Here is a 24,103-nt window from a genome sequence, read left to right as displayed (position 1 = left end):
CCAGCGCGAGGGCTTTTTCCAGATTCGCCACCGCATTAGCACGATCGCCATTCTGAGAATATGCCTGGCCCAGCGCCCCCAGAGCCTCACTGTCTTTCGGGTTCGCCCGCACCGCCTGTTGTAGTTCGGGAATGGCTTTACCCGCCATGCCAGAGTCCACCGCCGCTAAACCTTGCGCACGGGCGCGGAAATTAGGATCGGCCAGTTGCTTTTGTTGTTCTGCCAGTTGCGATTGCGCAGCCGCCACACTATCGCCATCGCTAAAAATAGAGAGATATTTTTTCAGTGCCGACACGCTGGCGTCGCTCACGGGCATGTCTTTAATCTGCCCGTACCAGATTTTAGAGGCCCCTTCGCGCCCGGCGTTCGATTTCGCCATCTGTTCCAGGACGGCAAAACCTTCGTCACGGCGATCGCTGCTAAACAGCAATAGCGCCAGATTATTTTGCAACCCCGTATTGCCCGGCGTATCCGCATTGATGCGTTTTAGCTGATTAATCGCTTCGCTACGGCGAGCCGGAATTTTCGCTACCGTACTCCAGTACTCGACGGCAATGTCACCTGCTGGCGGCGCTCCGTTGAACAGTTTGTTGTAACCCGCCACGGCTTCTTCCGCATGACCGGTAGTCGCCTGCAATCGTGCCTGCTGCAGTGCCTGGCGACCATCCGGCGTGGAAAGCAGCATTGTGGTACGCGATGATTTATACGCATTTGAACTCGGCGCTAATTGCGACAATCGGTCGAGCTGTTTTTGTGCACCATCAACATCGCCCTGGCGTAACAGAGAGCGAAAACGGGCGGCAACGACATCCGGGTTATTCGGATCAATAAGTTCCAGACGATACAGCGACTGCTGCACCAGGTCTTCGCGGTGGGTCGCTTCGCCCACACGAACCTGTTCCAGCAACTGTTGCTGGGTGGTTGGTGCCGCCTCGACCATCGGCATCACGGCCAGACCGAGGGAAAGCGTAAGGATATTTAGTGTGAATTTGCGCATTCCTGGCCCCAGTCAGGTAATAACTCACCTTTTGTCGAGAAGCGGAAACGGTGTTGATCCCAGCCTTGTCCAAACAGGGTCAACACATAGTTGTAATAGGCATCACTACCAGGAAAGTTATCGGCAATACGCTGACGCTGTACGGCCTGGGCATCACGATCCTGAAGAAATGGCAACATAGCCGCAGAAAAACCGACTGGCCCTTTACCCTGCGCTTTACCCGTAGCGACATCGACTTTCTCCGGCGGATAGCCGTTTTTCTCGGTGAATGTCGCCATCGGTTTAAACCGGTTGAGCATCCGCGCTTTTTGCGGATCGCTGTCGGGCATCATGCCAACCCACATATAGACGCGAATAGCGTCGTAACTGCTGATCAGCGTTTTCTCCGGCTTTAACTGCCAACCTTTGTCTTTCTCATAGCGTACCCAGTCTGGCGAAAAGCCCTTCGGGGCGGTTTCCAGCAATAAACGTTGATTCGTTTCGCGCAACGTGGTCCACGGTGCACCAAAGCGGGTGAAATACTGCGCCAGCGTCGGAGGCAGATAACTCGGGTTAAAACGCCAGGTGTTATTCTCGGCAAAACCCACTTTGCCCGGTAACAGCATGGAACCCAGCCCCGGCACAGTCACCACTTCCTCTTGCGCAATGCGTTTTAACAACGCGCTGCCGATGTCAGTATAACGTTGCTCTTTCCACAATCGACCGGCCTCCAGCAGTGACCAGGCCATCCAGATATCGCCGTCAGAAGCTGAGTTGCTGTCCAGCACTTCCCACTTCGCATTCTCTTTCTTGCCCCATAGCCAGGCGGGCAAATGTTCTTTTAATGAGCCCTGGGCAAGATTATTCTGCGTCCAGTCGAGAAGGTTATCGAAAGCCGCACGGTCGTTAGCCGCCAGGGCAAAGAACATGCCGTAGCTTTGCCCTTCGGAGGTGGTAATTTTGCGCGCGTCGCTGGGATCGATGACGCGCCCTTCCTGACTGATGTAATCCTTTTTGAACTGCTCCCAGGCAGGCCAACTGCAGGCTGCCTGAACACTAAAGGTAGCCAGCAGCAGCATCGTCACAATTCCACTACGCAAAACATTCATCATCAATTACTCATTATCCGGGTTAAGACGACGACGGCTGATGATACGCAACAGACGCCACAGTACCCAGGCCAGCAATACCACGCTGATTGCCGCCAGCACCGCCAACAGAATCGGGTGATTAGCCAGTGCATACCACAAACGTTCGAACCACGGCAGATGACCAACGTAATAGATGTCGCCGACCCGCAAACTGTTAACACCAGATTCACGGATCACCGCTACCGAGCCGAACATGGTGGCGCGTTTGCCGCTATCGTTCACCGCATCGTTAAGCATTTCGTAACCGCGCGGACTGTCGGCCAGGAGAGCAATCACGCTGCGCTGGTCGTTATACGGTGACTGGAAGCCAATCACCGCTGCCATCGCGCCAGAAGAGGTCAGCGTTGACTGAGTTTCTGCCGCACGGTCGTTTTTGTCCGGCACAATACCCGGGAATAGCGTCTGGCGCATTGGCGTTTTCACCCAGCTTTCGGTGGCCTGTACCAGCATGTCAATCTGCTTGTCGTCTTTTAATTTGTCCGGGATTCCGCCGACGATCATGATGTCGGCATCTTTCCCCTGAATGGTGCTGCCATCATCGGTCACGGTCAGGTTAATCGCCGGGAAGCCCGTCTGCGCGCCGATAAAGCCAACGGTATTCAGTAAGGTTTCCATCTGTGCTTCGTTGGGCGCTTTCGGCATTACGGTGATGGTTTGTGACAGATCCGCCATCCGGCTGAACGGGAAGCCCGCATTGGCAAACGCGCGCAGATCCGGCATCGGAATGAAGTGGTAATACTTCGAGAAGTCGATAGTGGAGTCGTCGCCAATCACCACATGGTTCTGCACCGGCTGGAAGGTAATACAGTTATCCACCGATCCGCCCGGCATCGGGTTCATGTACTCAAAGTCGAAGCGCAGCTGGTTGGTCGCCCCCAACTTCAACGCCGGAATAGAGACATCCGTTTTGCCGTCCAGCAAACCTTGTAACACAGGAATACGCAGCAGCAGGCGGTTCGCCTCCTGTTTGCTACTCAGGTTAAATGATTGCAGGAACTGGTTGTTCAGGCTGATATCCATCCGCGAGCTGTCTTTCACCGGCGGCATGGTGTAGCGGTAATTAATATCCATATCAATACCGGTACTACGCATCAGGTAGAGATCTGGCGGCAGATTTAGCGAAACGTTAATCGCTGCCGGTTCCAGACCGCTGGACTGTAACTGCTCTTCATAAGTTTTCAGTTCACCAAAGGTGACAGGACGATCGGTACGCACCCAGTTCGGCGCATCGTATGGCTTACGCGGCAGCAGCGGTTTGACTTCATTCACCACGACGCTGTCGCCACGGAACAAAATATTGCCCTGGGCGATACCTTTCGCTGCCTGCAACAGGTCTTTGTCGTCACGACCAAACACCACCAGCAGTTTGATGTAAGGATTTTCCGGGTGGTTGATCATCTCAATCACCGGGGCTTTTACCGCCGGATGATCGCGCAGAAAGTCCGGGCGTTTGTCGTTAGTCGCAAAAACAATCGCATTGCGATCGGGAAGCTGGTTATAGAGTACCGGGAAGTTCTGCCCACGCCAGCCAGAGCGCGAGCCAAACCACGAGGCAACAATGGCGGAAGCCTGTTGCAGCGCAACATCCGGCGCGCCCGCAAAGACCATCGGCAAGATGTTGGCACGGTTATCGCGTGGGTCAAAGAATGGAATCGGGAAGTGCGACAGGTCATTCTTCACATTCAGTGATTGATACGTCAGATCCAGTCCGCTACTGCGTCCGACATCCAGCCAGAGCGTTGTGCTGGCAGGGTTTTCGCACACATCCTGATAATGACCGACAAACTCCAGCCGCACGCGGTTGAAGTCGGTAATAAACAGTGGGTTAATCGGCATTTGCGCCAGCGTCTTTTTACCCAACTGCTCTTTAGTCACTGGCAGCACGCCCATCAGTTCATCATTGAGATAAACTTTTAACTGCGACTGAACTGGCAGCAATGACGGCGATGGCGTGTATTCGAGATTGAGCATCGCCTTCGTCACCACTTCGTCGCTGCGCACACCAAACTCAATGCTACCGTTCGGGTTGATACCTCGCAGCACCATGCTGCCCGGCGGCGGCGCGATTTGCGCAAAGGTCAGCTTCACATCGCGCGAAGAGCCGTTCTGCGCAACGACTGGCGCATCCGCTCCCTGCACGCCCGGCATCACCTGCCCCACCTGCGGATTTTGTTCCGTCTGGGCAGGAACAACTGGCTCAGCATTGATCAGTGGTTGCGTTGCTGGCGTCGCCTGCGTCATAAAAGAGGGGAATGCGCTCATCCCCATTGCCACTGCACAAATCCAGAATAGTTTTCTTTTCATCGCGTTATCATCATTGTTGAGCCAAAGCCTGATCCGATGGTTGTACCGTTTCGCTCCGCTCCGGGCGGCGCGGAATGAACGAAACAACCCAGGAAACCAGAGAAGTCAGCGCACGGAAAATGCCCTTCACTGAAGAAGGTGCAAATTCCGCCAGATGGCGGTAGCCACGGAAGCCGAGCTTCAGAATATCCAGCAGACTTTCCAGCGGCTTATCTTCCGGGTAGCTGTCCTGCCAGAGCGCCCATGTATCCGCACGGGCAAACGTACACTGCACAAAATCGATATGTTGCTGGGTGGTGAGCGGCATCAATTGCAGCCCGACTTCGTTACCCATCACGCGTGCCACCTGGGTCGGGAAGACGTATTCCTGTTGACCGCGTTTGAGTAGCAGATTCACTTTCTGCCCTTCCAGGATCTGCGCCTGACCGTGGATTTTGATCCCCAACCCACCGTCGGAGAAGTCCTGAACGGTGCAGGAGAAAAGGTGACCATCTTCGCGGGCAATTGCCGCTGGCATCGTCATCTCAACACGATGCGAACGACGAACCTGTTTACTTTCAACCGATACCGCTACCGCGCCACCGAGAATAATCAGGTTGTAGAACACCCACACCATACTGACGACGACGGTGAGCATTTCGGTTGGCGGACCGTAAAAGTAACGCCAGATGCCAACAGCGACACCAACCAGGTTGAGCAGTACGAGGAAGATGTACGGTCGCGAGATCACCCAATCGACATACTCTTCCTCCACCAGGCCACCTTTGGCGGTGACGTTAAATTTGCCTTTGTGCGGGTTAATCAGCGCCACCAGCGTCGGTGGTGCGATATACCATGCCAGCACTGTTTCGTAGATTTCACTCCAGAACGAGTGGCGATATTTGCCCTGGATCTTGGAGTTGGTCAGGCTGGCATGGATCATATGCGGCAGCACAAACAGGGCGATCATCAACGCAGGTGCGTAGATGATATAGGCATGAAGCAGCAGGAACGCCAGCGGCGCAGTCAGGAAGATCAGCCGTGGAATGCCCGACAAGAAATGGAACATGGCGTTGACGTAGCACAGCCGTTGCGCGAACTTCAGCCCTTTACCGGTGAGCGGGTTATCAAGGCGGAAGATTTGCACCATCCCGCGCGCCCAGCGAATACGCTGACCGATATGCGCCGACAGACTTTCGGTAGCCAGCCCCGCCGCCTGCGGAATGCGCATATACGCGGAGGTGTAGCCACGACGGTGCAAACGCAAAGAAGTGTGCGCATCTTCGGTTACCGTTTCGACGGCAATACCGCCAATCTCATCCAGCGGCTTACGGCGGATCACCGCACAGGAACCGCAGAAGAAGGTGGCATCCCACATATCGTTACCATCCTGCACCAGACCGTAGAACAGCGTGCCTTCATTCGGCGTTTTACGAAAACGTCCCAGGTTGCGTTCAAACGGGTCTGGCGAGAAGAAGTGGTGCGGCGTCTGCATCATCGCCAGTTGTTTTTCTTTCAGGAACCAGCCCATGGTCATTTGCAGGAACGAGCGCGTTGGCACGTGGTCGCAGTCGAAAATCGACACAAACTCGCCTTTGGCATATTTCAGCGCATTGTTGATATTGCCCGCTTTCGCATGTTCATGAGTGGTACGGGCGATATATTTCACCCCAACGTTTTGCGCAAACTGGCGAAACTCCTCCCTGCCACCGTCATCGAGGATCCAGATGTTCAGCTTGTCTTTCGGCCAGTCGATACCCAGCGAGGCATAGATAGTGTTCTTCACCACGCTGAGATCTTCGTTGTACGTCGGCACAAAAATATCCACCGACGGCCACAGCGACATATCTTTCGGCAGCGGTACGGGCTGACGATTCAGCGGCCATACGACCTGGAAGTAGCCGAGCACCAGCACAATCCATGCGTAGGTTTCGGCGAACAACAGAATTAAGCCGCACACCAGACTGACCGGATCATCCCAGTTCAGCGTGGAGGTGTAGCGCCACCAGATATAACGGCAAGAGACGGTCAGCGACAGCACAATCAGCATCAGTGCAGAGAAGCGTCCCGGCATTCGCCGTACCATTAATGCCACACCCCACAGCAACATCAGGAAGATAAACTGCGACAGCGGGTTAAACGGCTGGGTGACGCAAATCAGCGCCAGAATCAGCGAGAATGTCACAATGATGCCAAGAATAAAACGCCGTGCTCCGGCGCTCAGATGTCCCAGCTCTTTTTTCTCATCAAGATGTTGCGTGTTATGGCTGAAGCGAGCCGGCAATTCATCCATCCATTGATGATAACGCCCACGAATATTCTGCAAGCGTGAAAACGACCGCCAGCGCGGTTTCGGCGTTTCTCTGCGCGAAGCACTGACCAGCAACCAGCAGGTCTGAATGACATAGCGCACAGGATCCAACGGACGCGGGCGCGAGGCGTTGATATGAGGGAACAGGATTTTATGTTGCGCACGAATACGCTGCCAGCGTGGGTGCTCCAGCGGAATAAAAATCCAGGCAAGGATCAGCCAGAAACAGCCGAGCGTCGCGCTGAAAGGCGACGCGCCATGACGACGATATTCCCGATAACGCCCGATAAGACGTGCGTTAACCGGCGGGATAAGCAACCACCGGGTCAGGATACTCATGATGCGCTCCCGACTGGCGTTTTCAGCCCGGAATAGTTCAACAGACACCAGTTCGCCAGCGTCAGAATTTCTTCTGCCGCCAACGCATCGCTACGGTATTCGCCCAACGGTTGTTTGGCCGCCAGACATTCAGCCATCGCTTCATCACGATGGATCAACATTGGCAACAAGCGCCGCTGGCTTTGCAACCATAGCTGGTAAATATCGTCCTGAACCTGGCTGCCGACACGAAAATCATTAATCAAAATATGCGCGCCAGCGGGCAGTGCCTGCTGATGCAGCCGAATATGACAGTTGGCATCCACGTTGACGATCGCCAGGGTGTGATCGCACAGACTCATGATTTGATGCGTTATCTGCGAGGCGTCGCGTGGTAAATCGATCAAAATCCATTGATAACGTCCGCTGGTCTTTAGTTGCTGAATACCGGTGCAAATCTCGCCCAGCCGTGTTTGCCAGTGCTGGGGATTCTCGTGTTCTTCGAGAGTCAGTTGACCAAAGGGCAGCAGATCGAGCTGTGAGGTATAGCGTAGCCCGGCATCACGCCAGTCCTGGCCATCCAGCATGGCTCTTGCCCAGCCCTGGCGGTGAGAAAAATCAACGTTGAATGACAGGCGCAGCAAATTGTCCGGGCAGGCATCCACCAGCAGGACATTTTCTCCCAACATTTGCAATGACCAGCCTAACGCGGCGGTAATCGTTGTCGTCCCCACGCCACCCCGCATCCCCTGCAATCCCAGAACGGCCATTCACCACACCCCTACTTTTTTTGCGCAAACTCAGCCAATAACGGCCAACGTTTTAATGCCGCAGCCAACTGTTCTCGTTGGGAAATATCGGCATAATCAATATCAGGCAGTGAAAAAGCCTGTTTTAACGCCAAAATATCATTCTGGAAGATATAGCCTATCGCGGGATCAGGCAGAATATCGGGTTCGTTGTTATTCATTATGGTTGATCCCTATGAAATAAACATATTACACAGTAAGACAATTTCGCCGCTTTATTGCTAACGGCAGCACAGAAACCCGCTCATTTTTTGACTTTCCGTTACGCAACAGAAAAACTAAAAAACGAAAAGGCTGATATCACAAGGTTTCTGGCCTGTTAAATTGATTCACATGCTAAATCTGATAAGTTTTAATTTCAATGGTAGGTTTATTTCTTAGCTTTCGCTAGTAAGCTGATAATCAGACAAAATGGCGACTTGAGGGACACTGTGGACCCCGTATTCTCTATCGGTATCTCATCCTTGTGGGATGAGCTGCGACATATGCCAGCAGGCGGCGTCTGGTGGTTTAACGTCGATCGTCAAGAAGATGCTATTAGCCTGGTGAATCAAACGATGGCTTCTCAAGCTGAAACCGCGCAAGTCGCGGTCATTAGCATGGATAGCGATCCCGAGAAAATTTTCAAATTAGATGATTCTCAAGGACCAGAAAAAATAAAATTATTTTCAATGCTAAATCATGAAAAAGGTCTATACTATTTGCCCCGTGATTTACAATGTTCAGTTGTTCCCAATAATTACCTGTTCATTCTTGTTTGCGCAAATAACGCATGGCAAAACATTTCTGCCGAGCGCCTTCGCCTATGGCTGGAAAAAATGAATAAATGGTGCAGGCTAAACCATTGTTCACTGCTGGTAATTAATCCCGGAAATAATAACGATAAACAATTTTCATTGTTACTGGAGGAGTATCGTTCGCTTTTTGGACTTGCCAGTTTGCGTTTTCAGGGCGATCAGCATCTGCTGGATATCGCTTTTTGGTGTAACGAAAAAGGCGTCAGCGCCCGTCAGCAACTGACCGTCCAGCATCAAAATGGCGTCTGGGCGTTAGTTCAGCGCGAAGAGGCGGAGATCCAACCACGCAGCGATGAAAAACGTATTCTCAGTAATATTGCCGTACTGGAAGGCGCGCCACCGCTATCGGAACACTGGAAGCTATTCGACAATAACGAAACGCTGTTCAATGAAGCACGTACCTCTCAGGCCGCGACGGTCGTGTTCTCTTTGCAGCAAAATGGGCAAATTGAACCGCTGGCCCGCAGTATTCATACATTGCGTCGCCAGCGTGGTAGCGCGTTGAAAATCCTCGTGCGGGAAAATATTGCCAGCCTGCGCGCCACCGACGAACGTTTACTGTTGGCCTGCGGCGCAAATATGGTTATTCCATGGAACGCCCCGCTCTCTCGCTGTCTGACAATGATTGAAAGCGTGCAGGGACAGAAGTTCAGCCGCTATGTACCGGAAGATATCACCACACTGTTGTCGATGACTCAGCCGATTAAACTGCGGGGATTCCAGAAGTGGGATGTATTCTGTGACGCGGTCAATAATATGATGAATAACACCCTGTTACCCGCTCACGGCAAAGGCGTTCTGGTGGCTCTGCGCCCGGTGCCTGGCATTCGCGTTGAACAAGCTCTGACGCTGTGTCGCCCTAATCGTACCGGCGATATTATGACGATTGGCGGCAATCGACTGGTGCTGTTCCTCTCTTTCTGCCGGATTAACGATCTGGATACCGCATTGAATCATATCTTCCCACTACCTACTGGCGACATTTTCTCTAACCGCATGGTCTGGTTTGAAGATGACCAAATCAGCGCCGAGCTGGTGCAAATGCGTTTACTCGCCCCGGAACAATGGGGTATGCCGCTGCCTTTAACGCAGGGTTCCACGCCAGTCATCAATGCCGAACACGATGGTCGCAACTGGCGACGCATACCTGAACCACTGCGATTATTGGATGATGCTGTGGAGCGTTCATCATGATGACCATCAGCGATATCGTTGAAATTATTATCGTTTGCGCACTGATATTTTTCCCGCTGGGCTATCTGGCGCGGCATTCTCTACGGCGTATTCGTGACACTTTGCGTTTGTTATTTGCTAAACCTCGTTATGTAAAACCGGCCGGTACATTACGCCGTGCGGAAAAAGCCAGGGCAACCAAAAAATGACTCAATTTACCCAAAACACCGCTATGCCTTCTTCCCTCTGGCAATACTGGCGCGGCCTTTCTGGCTGGAACTTCTATTTTCTGGTCAAGTTTGGCCTGTTATGGGCGGGATATCTTAACTTCCATCCGCTGCTTAACCTGGTGTTTGCCGCGTTTCTGCTAATGCCTATTCCGCGCTATAGCCTGCACCGTCTACGCCACTGGATAGCCCTGCCAATCGGTTTTGCATTGTTCTGGCATGACACCTGGCTGCCAGGCCCGGAAAGCATCATGAGTCAGGGTTCGCAGGTGGCTGGTTTCAGTAGCGATTATTTAATCGACCTCGTTACTCGCTTTATTAACTGGCAGATGATCGGAGCCATTTTTGTATTGTTAGTGGCGTGGTTGTTCCTGTCACAATGGATTCGTATCACCATATTTGTCGTCGCTATTCTGGTATGGCTGAACGTACTTACTCTGGCTGGACCAAGTTTCTCCCTGTGGCCTGCCGGTCAACCGACCACGACGGTGACAACGACGGGCGGTAATGCAGCGGCAACGGTCGCAGCCGCAGGCGGTACGCCGGTGGTGGGTGATATGCCTGCGCAAACCGCGCCGCCGACAACCGCGAATCTTAATGCATGGCTGAATAATTTCTATAACGCCGAAGCGAAACGTAAATCGACCTTCCCATCCGCGCTTCCGGCAGATGCACAGCCATTTGAATTGCTGGTCATCAACATCTGCTCACTCTCCTGGTCGGACATTGAAGCTGCCGGGTTAATGTCGCATCCGTTATGGTCGCATTTCGATATTGAGTTCAAGAATTTCAACTCTGCGACCTCATACAGCGGCCCGGCGGCGATTCGTCTGCTGCGCGCCAGCTGTGGACAAACTTCGCACACCAATCTGTACCAACCAGCCAATAATGACTGCTATCTGTTCGATAACTTGTCAAAACTGGGCTTTACCCAGCATCTGATGATGGGGCATAACGGTCAATTCGGCGGCTTCCTGAAAGAAGTGCGCGAAAATGGCGGTATGCAGACAGAATTGATGGATCAAACGAATCTGCCGGTTATTTTGCTGGGCTTTGATGGTTCGCCGGTTTATGACGATACCGCCGTACTTAACCGCTGGCTGGACGTTACTGAAAAAGATAAAAACAGCCGTAGTGCCACGTTCTACAACACGCTTCCACTGCACGATGGCAACCATTATCCGGGCGTCAGCAAAACAGCGGATTACAAAGCGCGGGCGCAGAAGTTCTTTGATGAACTGGATGCATTCTTTACTGAACTGGAGAAATCGGGTCGTAAAGTGATGGTGGTAGTGGTGCCAGAACACGGCGGCGCGCTGAAGGGCGACAGAATGCAGGTATCTGGCTTACGTGATATCCCTAGCCCGTCTATCACAGACGTCCCCGTTGGCGTGAAATTCTTCGGTATGAAGGCACCACACCAGGGGGCACCGATTGTCATCGACCAACCAAGCAGTTTCCTGGCAATTTCTGATCTGGTGGTTCGCGTTCTCGACGGTAAAATTTTCACCGAAGACAATGTTGACTGGAAAAAACTCACCAGCGGATTGCCACAAACAGCACCGGTATCCGAGAACTCAAACGCGGTGGTGATTCAATATCAGGATAAACCGTACGTTCGCCTGAACGGTGGCGATTGGGTGCCATACCCGCAATAAACACGAAAAAGGCCGCAGAGTTTCACCCCTGCGGCCTGGTTCGGGCGCAAATTGCCATTACGGCAGCCGACACCCGCACGGCACGTTACTTCCGCTTATTCAGCCAGCTCACGATCAGGCTGGCGAGAATGCCAGCAATGACCGGAGCCGCTAAATCGTGCCAGAAGGCCATGCCTAACTGCGCGAACGTCATATAGCCGCCTGTGTTGTAATGACAACGTTTCGCGGCTATTCTTGAGTTGTTTGGGTTCAAGATTAGCCCCCGTCATATTGTCAGGTGTATACCTGCAACGTGCGGGGGTTTTCTCTCTCCAGCAACCAATGCCACCAGGGATAAAGCCCCCGCAACATTGCGCCTCACCGGACTCTTCCGGCTTGCCGCTGATTCTACGACTGTTTTTCTGCTTCGAAATCCATCACTTCTTCACTCTGTGCAGTGCGTTCCGCAGAATATTACCGGCTTGCAGCCGTTGCATTTTTCTTACGAAAAAGGCCGCAGAGTTTTACCCCTGCGGCCTGTTCCGGGCGCAAATTGCCATTACGGCAGCCGACGCCCGCACAACACGTTACTTCCGCTTATTCAGCCAGCTCACGATCAGACTGGCGAGAATGCCAGCAATGACCGGAGCCGCTAAATCGTGCCAGAAGGCCATGCCTAACTGCGCGAACGTCATATAGCCGCCTGTGTTGTAATGACAACGTTTCGCGGCTATTCTTGAGCGGTCTAGGTTCAAGATTAGCCCCCGTGATGTTGTCAGGTGTATACCTGCAACGTGCGGGGGTTTTCTCTCTCCAGCAACCAATGCCACCAGGGATTAAGCCCCCGCAACATTGCGCCTCACCGGAACCCTCCGGCTTGCGGCTGATTCTACTGACGCTTTCTGCCCCTGGCATCTGCCTGTTTTTCACTTTGCGCGATACATTCCAGCTTATTTTCATATTTGCAGAATTTTCACTGTACGCATTACCCGCGCTCTGACACCAGACTGGTAGTGAAATGCGCAATTTTGTAGAATTGCGCCTCCTCGCGATTCTCCCCGGTGAATCTGTTGCCTCATTCTTAGCACACTGCGTATTCGACTTCTCCGCCTGTTGCGCAAGAGAAACGGGGGATAACCATCTTTGCGGGGCTGACTTCTTTCTGGACAGGACTTTATGCAGGACAACACATTACAACTACGCGATCAGAAATTACCATTTACGCGATACGACTTCGGCTGGGTTTTATTATGCATAGGAATGGCAATTGGTGCCGGAACGGTGCTGATGCCAGTTCAAATTGGGCTGAAGGGAATTTGGGTATTTATCACCGCCGCCATTATTGCTTATCCAGCAACCTGGGTAGTGCAGGATATTTATTTAAAAACACTATCTGAAAGTGAATCCTGTAATGACTACACCGATATTATCAGTCATTACCTGGGGAAGAACTGGGGAATATTTCTCGGCGTTATCTACTTTTTGATGATTATCCACGGAATTTTTATCTATTCCCTCTCCGTAGTTTTCGACAGCGCCTCGTACCTGAAAACCTTCGGTTTAACCGATGCCGATCTTTCTCAATCTCTATTTTATAAAGTCGCCATTTTCGCCGTACTGGTGGCGATTGCGTCTGGTGGTGAACGATTACTGTTTAAGATTTCTGGGCCAATGGTGGTGGTCAAAGTAGGGATTATTGTCGTGTTCGGTTTTGCGATGATCCCGCACTGGAATTTCGCCAATATAACCGCGTTCCCACAAGCCTCCGTCTTCTTCCGCGACGTTCTGCTTACTATTCCTTTTTGCTTCTTTTCTGCAGTATTTATTCAGGTGCTTAACCCGATGAATATTGCCTATCGTAAACGGGAAGCGGATAAAGTACTGGCAACCCGGCTCGCGCTGCGTACCCACCGAATTAGTTATATCACGCTCATCGCGGTGATACTGTTTTTTGCCTTTTCGTTTACCTTCTCAATTAGCCACGAAGAAGCCGTTTCTGCCTTTGAACAAAATATCTCGGCACTGGCACTGGCGGCGCAGGTGATCCCTGGGCATATCATTCATATCACCTCTACGGTGCTGAATATCTTTGCCGTACTGACCGCATTCTTTGGCATTTATCTCGGTTTCCACGAGGCCATTAAAGGCATTATTCTCAATCTGTTAAGCCGAATTATTGATACCAAGAAAATTAACTCACGCGTGCTGACTCTGGCGATCTGCGCTTTTATCGTCATTACGTTGACGATTTGGGTTTCGTTTCGCGTATCGGTGCTGGTGTTCTTTCAGATGGGAAGTCCGTTGTATGGCATTGTGTCGTGCCTCATTCCGTTTTTCCTGATCTCTAAAGTCGCACAACTGGAAAAACTTCGCGGGTTTAAAGCCTGGCTGATTCTCTTTTACGGCATTTTGCTGTGCTTGTCGCCACTGTTGAAGTTGATTGAGTAAACCGGAGCGCATGGCCCCGGTTTTGTGAGTTAACGCTGCGGATTTTCATCCTGATCAACAGCAAAACAAGCGACCAGTTGACCGCCGTAGTCTTTTAGCTGCGGCTGCAACTGGGTGCAGGGGCCGAAGCGTCGACGACAACGAGCATTAAAGGCGCAGCCCGGCGGTGGATTGAGTGGGCTTGGCAGTTCACCGGTAAGCTTAATGCGCTCGCGGCGATCGTCCGGGTTCAGGCGCGGCGTCGCAGAGAGCAGTGCCTGAGTATACGGATGGCGCGGGTTATTAAAGATTTGTTCCTTCGTTCCCTTCTCCACGCAGCGGCCCAGGTACATCACCATCACTTCATCGGCAATGTGCTCCACCACCGACAGGTCGTGGGAGATGAAGACATAAGAAAGCCCCAGTTCCTGTTGCAAATCCATCATCAGGTTGAGCACCTGCGCACGCACCGAGACGTCCAGCGCGGAAACCGGTTCATCGGCAATCACCACATCCGGGTCGAGCATCAGACCACGTGCAATGGCGATACGCTGACGCTGACCGCCGGAAAACATGTGCGGATAGCGGTCGTAGTGCTCGGTTTTCAGGCCGACTTTCGCCATCATCGACAGGGCTTTTTCCCGACGCTGTTCTTTGCTTAAGCTGGTGTTGATCAGCAGCGGCTCTTCGAGAATTTGCCCAACTTTTTTACGCGGATTCAGCGAACCGTAAGGGTTCTGGAAGACAATCTGGATTTTCTGCCGACGCAGCTTCTGCGCCTGCGGATCGTGCTTAAGCAGATCCTGCCCCTGGTAATACAGCTCGCCGCCGGTGGGCGTTTCAATCATCGTCAGCAACCGACCGAGGGTCGATTTACCGCAGCCAGATTCGCCCACTACTGCCAGCGTTTTGCCACGTTCAAGGTTAAACGAAACACCATCCAGCGCCTTCACCAGACGTTCCGGTGCGAACATACCTTTCTTCACCGGATAATGTTTTTTCAGGTCGATAGCCTGCAACAGCGGTTGTTGCGAGGTGGCCTCTTGCGTACTCATAGTGTGGGCCTCCCGGCATCATCAAGTGGGTAATGGCATTTGGACTGACGCCCGTCAGCGAGCATATTCAGCACCGGTTCTTCAGCGCGGCATCTGTCAGTGGCATAGGGACAGCGCGGGTTAAGCAGGCAGCCGTTCGGGCGGTCGTACTTGCCGGGAACGACACCAGGCAACGACGCCAGACGTTCTTTGTCCTGAGCAAATTCCGGCAGCGCGCGTAGCAATGCCTGAGTATACGGATGACGCGGCGCACGGAAGATGGCGTGAGCATCGCCCGTTTCCACCACCTGGCCTGCATACATCACGATGATTTTATGCGCCGCTTCCGCCACCAGCGCCAGGTCATGGGTGATCAACACCAGCGCCATATTCTCTTTCTGCTGCAACTCCAGCAGCAGTTCGATGATTTGCGCCTGAATGGTCACGTCCAGCGCGGTGGTCGGTTCATCGGCAATCAGCAGTTTTGGCCGACAGGCAATCGCCATGGCGATCATCACGCGCTGGCTCATTCCGCCGGAAAGCTGATGCGGGTAAACATCCAGACGCGATGCCGGATCGGGAATACCGACCTGATTCAACAGGTCAATCGCCCGCTGACGGCGGGTACTTTTGTTACCGCCCTGATGCACCTTAATCGCTTCCATAATCTGGAAACCCACGGTGTAGCACGGGTTGAGACTGGTCATCGGGTCCTGGAAGATCATCGCTACTTCGGCACCCACCAGATTGCGGCGCTCTTTTTCTGAGATACGCTGCAAATCCTGACCGTTAAACTCCAGCTTTTCCGCCATTACGCGGCCCGGATAATCAATCAGCCCCATAATCGCCAGTGAACTGACCGACTTACCTGAGCCAGACTCCCCCACAATTCCGACCACTTCACCCTGTTTCACGCTGTAGCTGATGCGGTCTACGGCGCGGAATGGTGCGCTTTCGTCGCCGAAATGCACCGATAATTTATCTACATTTAATAACGCCATCTCGAACCTCTTACTGCTTCAGTTTGGGATCGAGCGCGTCACGCAGACCGTCACCCATCAGGTTAAATGCCAGCACCGTCAGCAGGATCGCCAGACCAGGGAAAGTCACGACCCACCAGGCGCTTTGCGCGAACTGCAACACATCGGAGAGCATGGTGCCCCACTCCGGCGTTGGCGGCTGCGCCCCCATACCGAGGAAACCAAGAGCAGCCATATCGAGAATGGCGTTAGAGAAACCGAGCGACGCCTGAACAATCAGCGGCGCAAGGCAGTTGGGAAGAATATTGATAAACATCTGGCGCAGCGCCCCGGCTCCCACTACGCGAGAAGCGGTAACGTAATCGCGATTCACCTCCACCAGCACGGCGGCGCGGGTTAAGCGGACATAGTGCGGCAAGGCAACGAAGGTCAGCGCCAGCGCGGCGTTACCAATCGACGGACCAAAGATAGCCACCAGCACCAGCGCCAGCAACAGGCTTGGCAGCGCCAGCATGATATCGACCACGCGCATGATGATGTTATCGACCAGACCGCCAAAGTAACCGGCGATCAGGCCGAGAATAACGCCCATAATCAGCGATAACACCACCACCAGACAGCCGACCAGCAGCGACAAGCGTGCGCCGTACATCAGGCGCGACATCACATCGCGACCGACGTCATCAGTGCCCAGCAAGTGCGCCATGCTGCCGCCTTCCTGCCAGGCTGGCGGGGCGAGCAGCGCATCGCGGAACTGTTCCGCCGGGTTATAGGGTGCAATCCAGTTGGCAAAGATCGCGATAAACAGCACGATGACGACGTAAACCAGCCCGACAACCGCGCCTTTGTTGCGTTTAAAATAGTGCCAGAACTCCTGTAACGGGGTCATCGGCACCGGTGCAGTAATCACTTTATTTTCAGTAACCTGTGACATGATGTTCCCTTACTTCTTATGACGAATACGCGGGTTCACCACGCCGTACAGCAGATCGACCAGCAGGTTGACGAGGATAATCATCGTCGCCACCAGCAATACGCCGCCCTGCACCACCGGATAATCGCGGCGTTGCAGCGCGTCAATTAACCAGCGCCCAAGACCGGGCCACGAGAAGATGGTTTCGGTCAGAATCGCCCCCGCCAGCAGCGTCCCCACCTGCAGGCCAATAACGGTTACCACCGGCAGCATGGCGTTACGCAGCGCATGGACGATAATCACCCGCATACGGGTAAGACCTTTGGCTCGCGCGGTGCGGATATAGTCTTCACCCAGCACTTCCAGCATCGAGGAGCGCGTCATACGCACAATGACCGCCAGCGGGATAGTACCCAGCACAATAGCGGGCAGGAGCATATGGGCGACGGCATCGATAAAGTTACCGTCTTCCCCCCAGATGGCGGTGTCGATCAGCATAAAACCGGTTAACGGATTGGAATCATCAAGGAACACCATGTCGCTCACGCGACCGGAGACAGGCGTCAGGTTCCAGTGCACTGAAACCAGCATGATCAACATCATGCCCCACCAGAAGATTGGCATGGAGTAGCCGGTCAGCGCCAGACCAACCGCCGTGTGATCGAAAATGGAACCGCGTTTAACCGCAGCCAGTACACCAACCGGAATACCGACCGCAGTCGCAAAAATCATCGCGCAAACACCAAGTTCCAGCGTAGCCTGGAAGCGTGGCACGAACTCTTCCCAAACCGGGATGCGGCTTTTCATCGAAATGCCTAGATCGCCATGCATAACGCCCCAAATGTAATGGAGATACTGCTGCCACATCGGCTTATCTAAGCCGAGTTCTGCCAGCAATTGCGCATGACGCTCTGGGGAGATCCCACGTTCGCCCGCCATGATCATCACCGGATCGCCGGGGATCATGTGAACAAAGGCAAAGGTGAGAAGGGTAATACCGATAAACGTGGGGATGACGAGTCCCAAACGTCGGAGAATAAACTGCAACATAACCCGGATTCTCTATAGTGACCCGCAGCCTGGAACTGCGTGTCTGTATTGCTCACCAATCAATTCCCGCCCGTGCCGGACAGGGAATGAAGTATTGCTGCCGGATGGCGCTGTGCGCAGAGGCACAGCACCACCGGGTATGCAGATTGTTGACAAAGTGCGCTTTGTTCATGCCGGATGCGGACTGAACGCCTTATCCGGCCTACAAAATCTGGCAAACTCAATACATTGCAGAATTTTCGTAGGCCTGATAAGCGGAGCACATCAGGCAGTTTTGCCTTTGCCATCAGTCTTGTACGGCTTTTAATTATTCAATAGAGACATTTTCGAAGTGATGTTTGCCTAATGGATCAACCACATAGCCTTTAACTTCTTTGCGTACCGGTTCAAACACGGTGGAGTGAGCGATGATCAATGCCGGAGCCTGATCGTGCATCACGACCTGTGCTTGTTTGTACAATTCAACACGCTTGTTGTGGTCGTCGGTAGCACGTGCCGGTTGAATCAGATCTTCAAACGGTTTGTAGCACCATTTTGAGTAGTTGGAACCTTGTTCAGAGGCGGCGCAACTGAAGAGGGTAGCGAAGAAGTTATCCGGATCCCCGTTATCGCCAGTCCAGCCCATCATTACCGTCTGGTGCTCGCCATCTTTCGCACGCTTGAGGTACTCACCCCATTCGTAGGTGACGATTTTGGCCTGTACGCCCACTTTCGCCCAGTCCGCCTGAATCATCTCCGCCATGCGGCGAGCGTTCGGGTTATACGGACGCTGTACCGGCATTGCCCACAGATCGATGGAGAAACCTTTTTCCAGACCGGCTTCTTTCAGCAAGGCTTTCGCTTTTTCAGGATCATAGGTGTAATCCTGAACGTCGTCGTTATAGCCCCACATGGTTGGCGGGATCAGGTTTTTCGCTGCCACGCCCGCGCCCTGATAAACCGCTTTGATTATCGCGTCTTTGTTCACCGCGTAGGTCAGTGCCTGGCGAACTTTCACGTCATCTAGTGGTTTTTTCTGCACGTTATACGAGAGATAACCGACGTTCAGCCCCGGCATTTCCATCAGGTTGATGGATTTATCCTGCTTCATGCGGGCGATATCTGCCGGGTTCGGGTACGGCATCACCTGGCATTCGTTCTTCTGCAATTTTGCGTAACGCACAGAAGCATCAGGAGTAATAGAGAAGACCAGCGTATCGATCTGCGGTTTGGTGCCCCAGTAGCCATCAAATGCTTTGTAGCGAATACGGGAATCTTTCTGGTACTGCTGTAACTGGAACGGGCCGGTGCCGATTGGGTTGAGATCCAGTTTTTCTGGCGTACCGGCTTTCATCATCGCGTCAGCATATTCTTTTGACAGAATAGAGGCGAAGTCCATTGCCAGGTCAGCGAGGAACGGCGCTTCCGGACGCGTCAGCACGAACTGAACGGTGTTGTCGTCCACCTTCTTCACTTCGCTGATCAGCTCCGGCAAGCCCATGCCTTCGAAGTATTCGTAGCTGCCGCCAGAAACTTTATGGTACGGGTTTTGCGCGTTTTTCTGACGATCGAACGAGAACACCACGTCATCGGCATTCAGTTCGCGCGTCGGTTTGAATTCTTTATTGTCATGCCACTTCACACCTTTACGCAGATGGAAGGTATAGGTTTTACCGTCTTCGCTGATTTCCCACTTTTCAGCGAGGCCTGGAATCACTTCGGTGGTGCCGATTTTAAATTCAACCAGGCGGTTATAAAGCGGTACGGAAGAGGCGTCATAGGTGGTGCCGGAGGTAAACAGCTGCGGGTTAAACCCTTCAGGCGAACCTTCTGAGCAATAAACCAGAGTTTTAGCCTGAACACTTGCTGCAACGGTCATAGCCACCAGGCTGAGACCAAGCTTCAGCATCCCTGACTTTTTCAAGGAAATACGCATTATTCTGCTCCAATTGTGATGTTTGTTGTTTTAACCCTTTGCAGTGGGTTGTCGTTGCCTGACCTTTTTTGTTTTTTGCCCGGTCGGGTCAACGTTATGAGGTGGGGATGCCGTACTAATTAACATCAGTGTAACAGTGCGGATCCTCCATAAAATGCCCCTCGTGACCTACAATCTGTCAACAGAATGTGAAAACGTCAATACAGCCAACCGGGATTTACACCAACGGTGAGAATCCACAAACAAAGATTAAAAAAACTTCAAACCGCTATTTGCAGCAGAGAAATTTGTGCTACCCCAACATAACCAGAACAATCACCTTAATATTTCGCAACAATTGGTGATTAAGTTTTATGCTTTTAATGAAAAAATCTGAGGAAAAGGTGGATATCTGAGCGATTAATACCATGAACGCTAAAACGCACAGCGGAAAATGCCAGCGCCAGCCATAAGTAACGCAAAAAAAGATTTAAGCAAATATAAAAAAAGACAATGGATTCTGTCACAAATCCGTTAATGGATAGTGAGATATGGGGCGCAAATTTGGCAGGGAAATGTGTGGTGTGGGGGGGATAAGGCGGTCGCGCCGCATCCGACAATGGGTCGGCACATTTGCCTGATGCGACGCTGGCGCGTCTTATCAGGCCTACGTCGAGTCGAACCTCCTGCCCCCGGAGGTTCTCATCCTCTTCAGGCCGCAGAAAGCAAAAAACCAGCCCGTAGGCTGGTTTTTCTAAATTGGTCGGTGATAGAGGATTCGAACCTCCGACCCCTTCGTCCCGAACGAAGTGCGCTACCAGGCTGCGCCAATCACCGAATGCGGGGCGCATCTTACTGCGCAGATACGCCCTCGTCAATCCCTTAATAGCAAAATGCCTTTTGATCGGCGAGAAAGTCAGCAGGCCGCTTAGTTAGCCGCAACAGCCTTCGCCTGTGGGATGTGGCACCAGTTGTTATTTTCGTTAATTCCACCATCCGGTGAAGTATAGCCGAGACAGCCCATGATGGTGTCGTACAGCTCTACGTGACGGCGCGGTACTTTCATATCGGCTTCTTTTTTCAACTGCGCGAATGCCTGCGCATTGGCCGGATTTTCCAGATATTTATCTGACATCCAGACCATCATCGGCACGCGGAACTGCTCCGGCGGTGCATATTCACGTGGTGTACCATGCAAGTGCTCACGCTCGTTAATCGACTCACCGTGATCCGCCGCGTAGAACACAATTGCTTTCTTATCGCGGAATCTGTCGATCACCGAGTCGATAAAATGATCTACGTACGTGATGGAGTTATCGTATGAGTTGATCATCGGCGCTTTTGGACATTTGCGATCAATTGCATAACACTCTGGCTTCCACTGGGCAAACTCACGTGGATAACGCTGAGTATAATTGTAGTGCGACCCTTTGGTATGCAGCACAATCAGATGCTTACCTTCTGGTTTTTTCTCCAGAGAACGTTCAATTTCATTCACCAGCAACATGTCGTCTACCGCTTTTCCACGGTTACGTGGCTCAGCCGCGATTTGCTCACGGTAGGCAATGTTGTCAGCCATGGTATTGCTGTAGAACCACATCTCGCTCTGCATGGCGTACAAATCGGAGCTAAAACCCAACTGTTTGAGAACCGCAAATACGTTCTGTTCTTTAAGAGTACGTTGAGGGTTATCTTCCGTTCCACCTTCACGCACAAACATACAGCGTAGTGATAATTTAGTCGCGGTATCGCAAGAATAACCTCGGTACATAACCAGGTTTTTCTCTTTTGCCAGCTTCGGCGTTGTATCACGCTCGTAGCCCAACATTCCCATATGATCCCAACGCGTGGTTTCACCAATAATGAAAATCACATAGGTATCGTCGAGATTTTGCGTCGGGGTATAGGTGAATTTTTTCGCCGGATTCATCAGCGAACGATTGTCTGAAGATTCATCCACTTGCGCCCAGGCATACAGCCCCAACGCAGAAAGCCAGTTCGAGGGTAAATAGGAGTTCGCCAACACCCCGCCATAACTAGGCATATCCACCCCAGCCATGCGATCGGCACGCTTTTGCGCTACATCCATCAGACGTATTGGCCCCCATACCAGCAAGCCCGCTAACAACACAGTAAGCGCGCTACGCCAGCGTGTTTTCGGGGTACAAAGCTGACGCCAGAAGGTGTCTTGTGAGCGGTTCATCCAGATAAATAGCAACGGGATAATACTCACCAGTACAACCCATGCGATAAGCGTCCAGCCAACCACTTCTTTCGACAGGTCAATGTCGGTGGTCATCACCGAAGCGACAATCCCGTAGCCAATCATGACATTCATAAATGTCATGTAGTAGCTGGCTCCGGCAGAAATCAGCACCAGCAATGAAGCCAGCACTTTCCAGGCCGTTCTGCCAAAGAGTGAAATTAAGCGTAAAAAGAAGAAGGTTGCCAGAACCGTCCCTGCTAGTTCGATAACCGCCGAAACGCCATTAAGAAAAGTGAAGTTATGCGCGTAACCGTCAAACCGACGGAAATAGACTGCGCAATTCATAAACAAACCAATATAGACAGCGAGAAAAAAGCTTAGCTTTTGCTGCGTTATCGTTTTGATGTATCTCATGCAAACAAACCCTGGGATAAAGGGGAAAAAATATCCAGCACTCCGTTTTTGCAGTGGGAGTATCAGGAAAAAATGCAGGAGTAGTGAACGCCATCCCCTGCTCATGTCGTTAAGTAGACCACAGAGAGAAGGAAAAGTGGCAATGAAGTGAGTTTTAGCTACAGATATTTACAAAAAGCAAGTCAGAATGCAGACCAATAATTAACTGTTCTTGTAAAAAAGAGGAGTAATCTCCTCTTTTTCTGCCAAAAGTCCGAAGCTGGTTACTCATACTCCACGGAGAAATTGACCATGGCATTTGCATGTCCAGACGTTGCATTGGCGTTTACAACGACATAACTCGCTTTGTAGTTCAGTTGGGTTGTTGTTCCATTTACTGGCCACTCTATCGCCGTTCCACCAGCGACTTTCGGAATCTGTTTTGTGCCCTTGCCGTCAACAATTTGTAGGGCTATTCCCGTTGCGCCTCCGGCATCCAGAGCAAAAAGAGAGTTATCATTGGTGTCAGGAAGGCCGTCCATTGTTACTTTAGCTTTTGATATTCCGTCACAATCTTTTAATTCGATTACGAAATTTTTTTCGTTTATGACTCTTCCGACCGTGACTGGCTTCATTAACATCATTTTCCCCATGACAACTTCTAAATCAGCGGCTTCAAACTCACACCCTTTGGCCACGACTGAAAGAGAAAACGTCAGTTTTCCTGCTTCACCGAGGCTTATTTTGGCTTCAGCGCCGGGAAAATATGCCAGAGCTAAAAAGGGTAACAGGCAACGTATACTATTTCTCCACATGATGACTAATCCATATCCAGAAAGATTGTTGCAACCCCACTATATTGCCCTGCCGCTGGAGCATTTCCGGTCGTGCTGATTGGTGCTGCTTTCAGTTTAATTGTTGCATCGCGATGTTGTTGGGAATCGTTCGAACCGAGGTTTAAGTTAACACTGCTGTTGGTATCGTTAGGCCTTAAGACATTGCCGTTTGGATCCATAACCAACACACCAATGTCTGGGTTACCCATATCGATGGCACGCTCGTCAGCCTGACTTGTGTTTCCTTCAATCCTTAGAGATACCTGAATGCCATCGGTAATATTTTCACAATCGAACTGGAGGTTAATCTCTTTTTCAGTGCCTCCAACTGGAATGGTTCCTTTTTTATTTTTAAATGCCGAAGATGGGTACTCGCCGAAGGGGACATCCAATACCGTACCGGCGTCAATTTTACAGCCTTGTGTAAAGGTCAATTTTCCTGCAATACTGACCGTAGAAAGTGGATCCCTGTATGTATTTTTTTTCTTTGAGGCATACATTGTTGCAATAAGCGTGTAGGGAATTTCCACCTCACCCTGAACAGGCTTTGCTATATAAAATGACAGATAGCCATTACTGCCAAATTGCCCCAGATTATTACCTTTACAGTCTTGGTGATGCTGCCAACTTACTGATTTAGTGTATGATGGTGTTTTTGAGGTGCTCCAGTGGCTTCTGTTTCTATCAG

19 protein-coding genes, 1 tRNA gene and 1 pseudogene are annotated in these 24,103 nt (G+C 51.9%); 4 read left to right on the top strand and 17 right to left on the bottom strand.

Annotated elements, in window-relative coordinates:
• The 6 genes and pseudogenes from FC814_RS19530 to bcsR form a co-directional block, all read right to left on the bottom strand.
• Positions 1-997: pseudogene (locus tag FC814_RS19530) on the bottom strand (tetratricopeptide repeat protein); the annotation flags it as partial.
• On the bottom strand, positions 979-2,085 hold the full coding sequence (gene bcsZ, locus FC814_RS19525) for a cellulose synthase complex periplasmic endoglucanase BcsZ (protein WP_024165122.1): 1,107 nt from the start codon (positions 2,083-2,085) through the stop codon (positions 979-981). The gene bcsZ and the pseudogene FC814_RS19530, both read right to left, overlap by 19 nt.
• A 6-nt stretch (positions 2,086-2,091) precedes the next feature.
• The gene (gene bcsB, locus FC814_RS19520; RefSeq protein WP_137326337.1) at positions 2,092-4,431 is read right to left on the bottom strand and encodes a cellulose biosynthesis cyclic di-GMP-binding regulatory protein BcsB; all 2,340 of its coding nucleotides are present in this window, start codon (positions 4,429-4,431) and stop codon (positions 2,092-2,094) included.
• 10 nt (positions 4,432-4,441) lie between these two features.
• Positions 4,442-7,060 (bottom strand): UDP-forming cellulose synthase catalytic subunit, encoded by a 2,619-nt coding sequence (gene bcsA / locus FC814_RS19515; RefSeq protein ID WP_000025928.1) that lies wholly within the window; start codon positions 7,058-7,060, stop codon positions 4,442-4,444.
• The gene (bcsQ, locus tag FC814_RS19510) at positions 7,057-7,809 is read right to left on the bottom strand and encodes a cellulose biosynthesis protein BcsQ (RefSeq protein WP_000279496.1); all 753 of its coding nucleotides are present in this window, start codon (positions 7,807-7,809) and stop codon (positions 7,057-7,059) included. The genes bcsA and bcsQ overlap by 4 nt, the downstream gene beginning before the upstream one ends.
• 11 nt (positions 7,810-7,820) lie before the next feature.
• Positions 7,821-8,009: a cellulose biosynthesis protein BcsR gene (gene bcsR / locus FC814_RS19505; RefSeq protein ID WP_001063311.1), complete on the bottom strand. Its 189-nt coding sequence runs from the start codon at positions 8,007-8,009 to the stop codon at positions 7,821-7,823.
• Between the two features lie 258 nt (positions 8,010-8,267).
• Here bcsR and bcsE point away from each other — a divergent pair, with 258 nt between their 5' ends.
• The 3 genes from bcsE to bcsG are packed head-to-tail and all read left to right on the top strand — an operon-like array spanning position 8,268 to position 11,703.
• Entirely contained in the window at positions 8,268-9,839 is a 1,572-nt protein-coding gene (gene bcsE / locus FC814_RS19500) for a cellulose biosynthesis c-di-GMP-binding protein BcsE (RefSeq protein WP_001205753.1), read from the top strand.
• On the top strand, positions 9,836-10,027 hold the full coding sequence (bcsF, locus tag FC814_RS19495; RefSeq protein WP_000988318.1) for a cellulose biosynthesis protein BcsF: 192 nt from the start codon (positions 9,836-9,838) through the stop codon (positions 10,025-10,027). The genes bcsE and bcsF overlap by 4 nt, the downstream gene beginning before the upstream one ends.
• A complete protein-coding gene (gene bcsG, locus FC814_RS19490; RefSeq protein WP_000191562.1) occupies positions 10,024-11,703 on the top strand; it encodes a cellulose biosynthesis protein BcsG in 1,680 nt (559 codons plus the stop codon). Before bcsF ends, bcsG begins: the two co-directional genes overlap by 4 nt.
• Before the next feature lie 85 nt (positions 11,704-11,788).
• On the opposite strand, the gene FC814_RS19485 is transcribed toward bcsG, so the two are convergent.
• Together FC814_RS19485 and FC814_RS19475 are read right to left on the bottom strand one after the other, a co-directional pair.
• Entirely contained in the window at positions 11,789-11,896 is a 108-nt protein-coding gene (locus tag FC814_RS19485; protein ID WP_000141666.1) for a type I toxin-antitoxin system toxin Ldr family protein, read from the bottom strand.
• A gap of 373 nt (positions 11,897-12,269) precedes the next feature.
• Positions 12,270-12,377: a type I toxin-antitoxin system toxin Ldr family protein gene (locus FC814_RS19475; protein ID WP_000141666.1), complete on the bottom strand. Its 108-nt coding sequence runs from the start codon at positions 12,375-12,377 to the stop codon at positions 12,270-12,272.
• A 481-nt stretch (positions 12,378-12,858) separates the two neighbouring features.
• On the opposite strand from FC814_RS19475, the gene FC814_RS19465 reads away from it, so the two are divergent.
• Positions 12,859-14,130 (top strand): aromatic amino acid transport family protein, encoded by a 1,272-nt coding sequence (locus FC814_RS19465; protein WP_137326336.1) that lies wholly within the window; start codon positions 12,859-12,861, stop codon positions 14,128-14,130.
• A gap of 29 nt (positions 14,131-14,159) precedes the next feature.
• On the opposite strand, the gene dppF is transcribed toward FC814_RS19465, so the two are convergent.
• The 9 genes from dppF to FC814_RS19415 form a co-directional block, all read right to left on the bottom strand.
• Positions 14,160-15,164 carry a dipeptide ABC transporter ATP-binding subunit DppF gene (gene dppF / locus FC814_RS19460; RefSeq protein ID WP_000107037.1) on the bottom strand — a complete coding sequence of 335 codons (1,005 nt, stop codon included), beginning with the start codon at positions 15,162-15,164 and terminating at the stop codon, positions 14,160-14,162.
• Positions 15,161-16,144: a dipeptide ABC transporter ATP-binding protein gene (gene dppD / locus FC814_RS19455; protein WP_137326335.1), complete on the bottom strand. Its 984-nt coding sequence runs from the start codon at positions 16,142-16,144 to the stop codon at positions 15,161-15,163. The genes dppF and dppD overlap by 4 nt, the downstream gene beginning before the upstream one ends.
• Positions 16,145-16,154: 10 nt before the next feature.
• The gene (gene dppC / locus FC814_RS19450) at positions 16,155-17,057 is read right to left on the bottom strand and encodes a dipeptide ABC transporter permease DppC (RefSeq protein WP_137326334.1); all 903 of its coding nucleotides are present in this window, start codon (positions 17,055-17,057) and stop codon (positions 16,155-16,157) included.
• 9 nt (positions 17,058-17,066) lie between these two features.
• Positions 17,067-18,086, bottom strand: a complete 1,020-nt coding sequence (gene dppB, locus FC814_RS19445) for a dipeptide ABC transporter permease DppB (RefSeq protein ID WP_105280328.1) — start codon at positions 18,084-18,086, stop codon at positions 17,067-17,069.
• A 307-nt stretch (positions 18,087-18,393) separates the two neighbouring features.
• Positions 18,394-20,001, bottom strand: a complete 1,608-nt coding sequence (gene dppA, locus FC814_RS19435; protein ID WP_001222867.1) for a dipeptide ABC transporter substrate-binding protein DppA — start codon at positions 19,999-20,001, stop codon at positions 18,394-18,396.
• 739 nt (positions 20,002-20,740) lie between these two features.
• A tRNA-Pro gene (locus tag FC814_RS19430) sits at positions 20,741-20,817 on the bottom strand.
• A gap of 91 nt (positions 20,818-20,908) precedes the next feature.
• On the bottom strand, positions 20,909-22,600 hold the full coding sequence (gene eptB, locus FC814_RS19425; protein ID WP_105290799.1) for a kdo(2)-lipid A phosphoethanolamine 7''-transferase: 1,692 nt from the start codon (positions 22,598-22,600) through the stop codon (positions 20,909-20,911).
• A 263-nt stretch (positions 22,601-22,863) separates the two neighbouring features.
• Positions 22,864-23,394 carry a long polar fimbrial protein LpfE gene (lpfE, locus tag FC814_RS19420; protein WP_000269272.1) on the bottom strand — a complete coding sequence of 177 codons (531 nt, stop codon included), beginning with the start codon at positions 23,392-23,394 and terminating at the stop codon, positions 22,864-22,866.
• A gap of 5 nt (positions 23,395-23,399) precedes the next feature.
• A partial coding sequence (locus FC814_RS19415) for a fimbrial protein (RefSeq protein WP_301546378.1) occupies positions 23,400-24,103 on the bottom strand: 704 nt, incomplete at its 5' end.

This window comes from Escherichia sp. MR (genome assembly GCF_005280595.1).
In the GTDB taxonomy this organism is placed as follows: domain Bacteria; phylum Pseudomonadota; class Gammaproteobacteria; order Enterobacterales; family Enterobacteriaceae; genus Escherichia; species Escherichia ruysiae.
This window is presented reverse-complemented; position numbering and strand designations above follow the sequence as displayed.

What these genes read in the sequence shown, in the direction of transcription:
- bcsZ (WP_024165122.1), bottom strand. Translation starts at nt 2,085, where the DNA reads ATGAATGTTTTGCGTAGTGGAATTGTGACGATGCTGCTGCTGGCTACC.
- bcsB (WP_137326337.1), bottom strand. Translation starts at nt 4,431, where the DNA reads ATGAAAAGAAAACTATTCTGGATTTGTGCAGTGGCAATGGGGATGAGC.
- bcsA (WP_000025928.1), bottom strand. Translation starts at nt 7,060, where the DNA reads ATGAGTATCCTGACCCGGTGGTTGCTTATCCCGCCGGTTAACGCACGT.
- bcsQ (WP_000279496.1), bottom strand. Translation starts at nt 7,809, where the DNA reads ATGGCCGTTCTGGGATTGCAGGGGATGCGGGGTGGCGTGGGGACGACA.
- bcsR (WP_001063311.1), bottom strand. Translation starts at nt 8,009, where the DNA reads ATGAATAACAACGAACCCGATATTCTGCCTGATCCCGCGATAGGCTAT.
- bcsF (WP_000988318.1), top strand. Translation starts at nt 9,836, where the DNA reads ATGATGACCATCAGCGATATCGTTGAAATTATTATCGTTTGCGCACTG.
- bcsG (WP_000191562.1), top strand. Translation starts at nt 10,024, where the DNA reads ATGACTCAATTTACCCAAAACACCGCTATGCCTTCTTCCCTCTGGCAA.
- FC814_RS19485 (WP_000141666.1), bottom strand. Translation starts at nt 11,896, where the DNA reads ATGACGTTCGCGCAGTTAGGCATGGCCTTCTGGCACGATTTAGCGGCT.
- FC814_RS19475 (WP_000141666.1), bottom strand. Translation starts at nt 12,377, where the DNA reads ATGACGTTCGCGCAGTTAGGCATGGCCTTCTGGCACGATTTAGCGGCT.
- FC814_RS19465 (WP_137326336.1), top strand. Translation starts at nt 12,859, where the DNA reads ATGCAGGACAACACATTACAACTACGCGATCAGAAATTACCATTTACG.
- dppF (WP_000107037.1), bottom strand. Translation starts at nt 15,164, where the DNA reads ATGAGTACGCAAGAGGCCACCTCGCAACAACCGCTGTTGCAGGCTATC.
- dppD (WP_137326335.1), bottom strand. Translation starts at nt 16,144, where the DNA reads ATGGCGTTATTAAATGTAGATAAATTATCGGTGCATTTCGGCGACGAA.
- dppC (WP_137326334.1), bottom strand. Translation starts at nt 17,057, where the DNA reads ATGTCACAGGTTACTGAAAATAAAGTGATTACTGCACCGGTGCCGATG.
- dppB (WP_105280328.1), bottom strand. Translation starts at nt 18,086, where the DNA reads ATGTTGCAGTTTATTCTCCGACGTTTGGGACTCGTCATCCCCACGTTT.
- dppA (WP_001222867.1), bottom strand. Translation starts at nt 20,001, where the DNA reads ATGCGTATTTCCTTGAAAAAGTCAGGGATGCTGAAGCTTGGTCTCAGC.
- eptB (WP_105290799.1), bottom strand. Translation starts at nt 22,600, where the DNA reads ATGAGATACATCAAAACGATAACGCAGCAAAAGCTAAGCTTTTTTCTC.
- lpfE (WP_000269272.1), bottom strand. Translation starts at nt 23,394, where the DNA reads ATGTGGAGAAATAGTATACGTTGCCTGTTACCCTTTTTAGCTCTGGCA.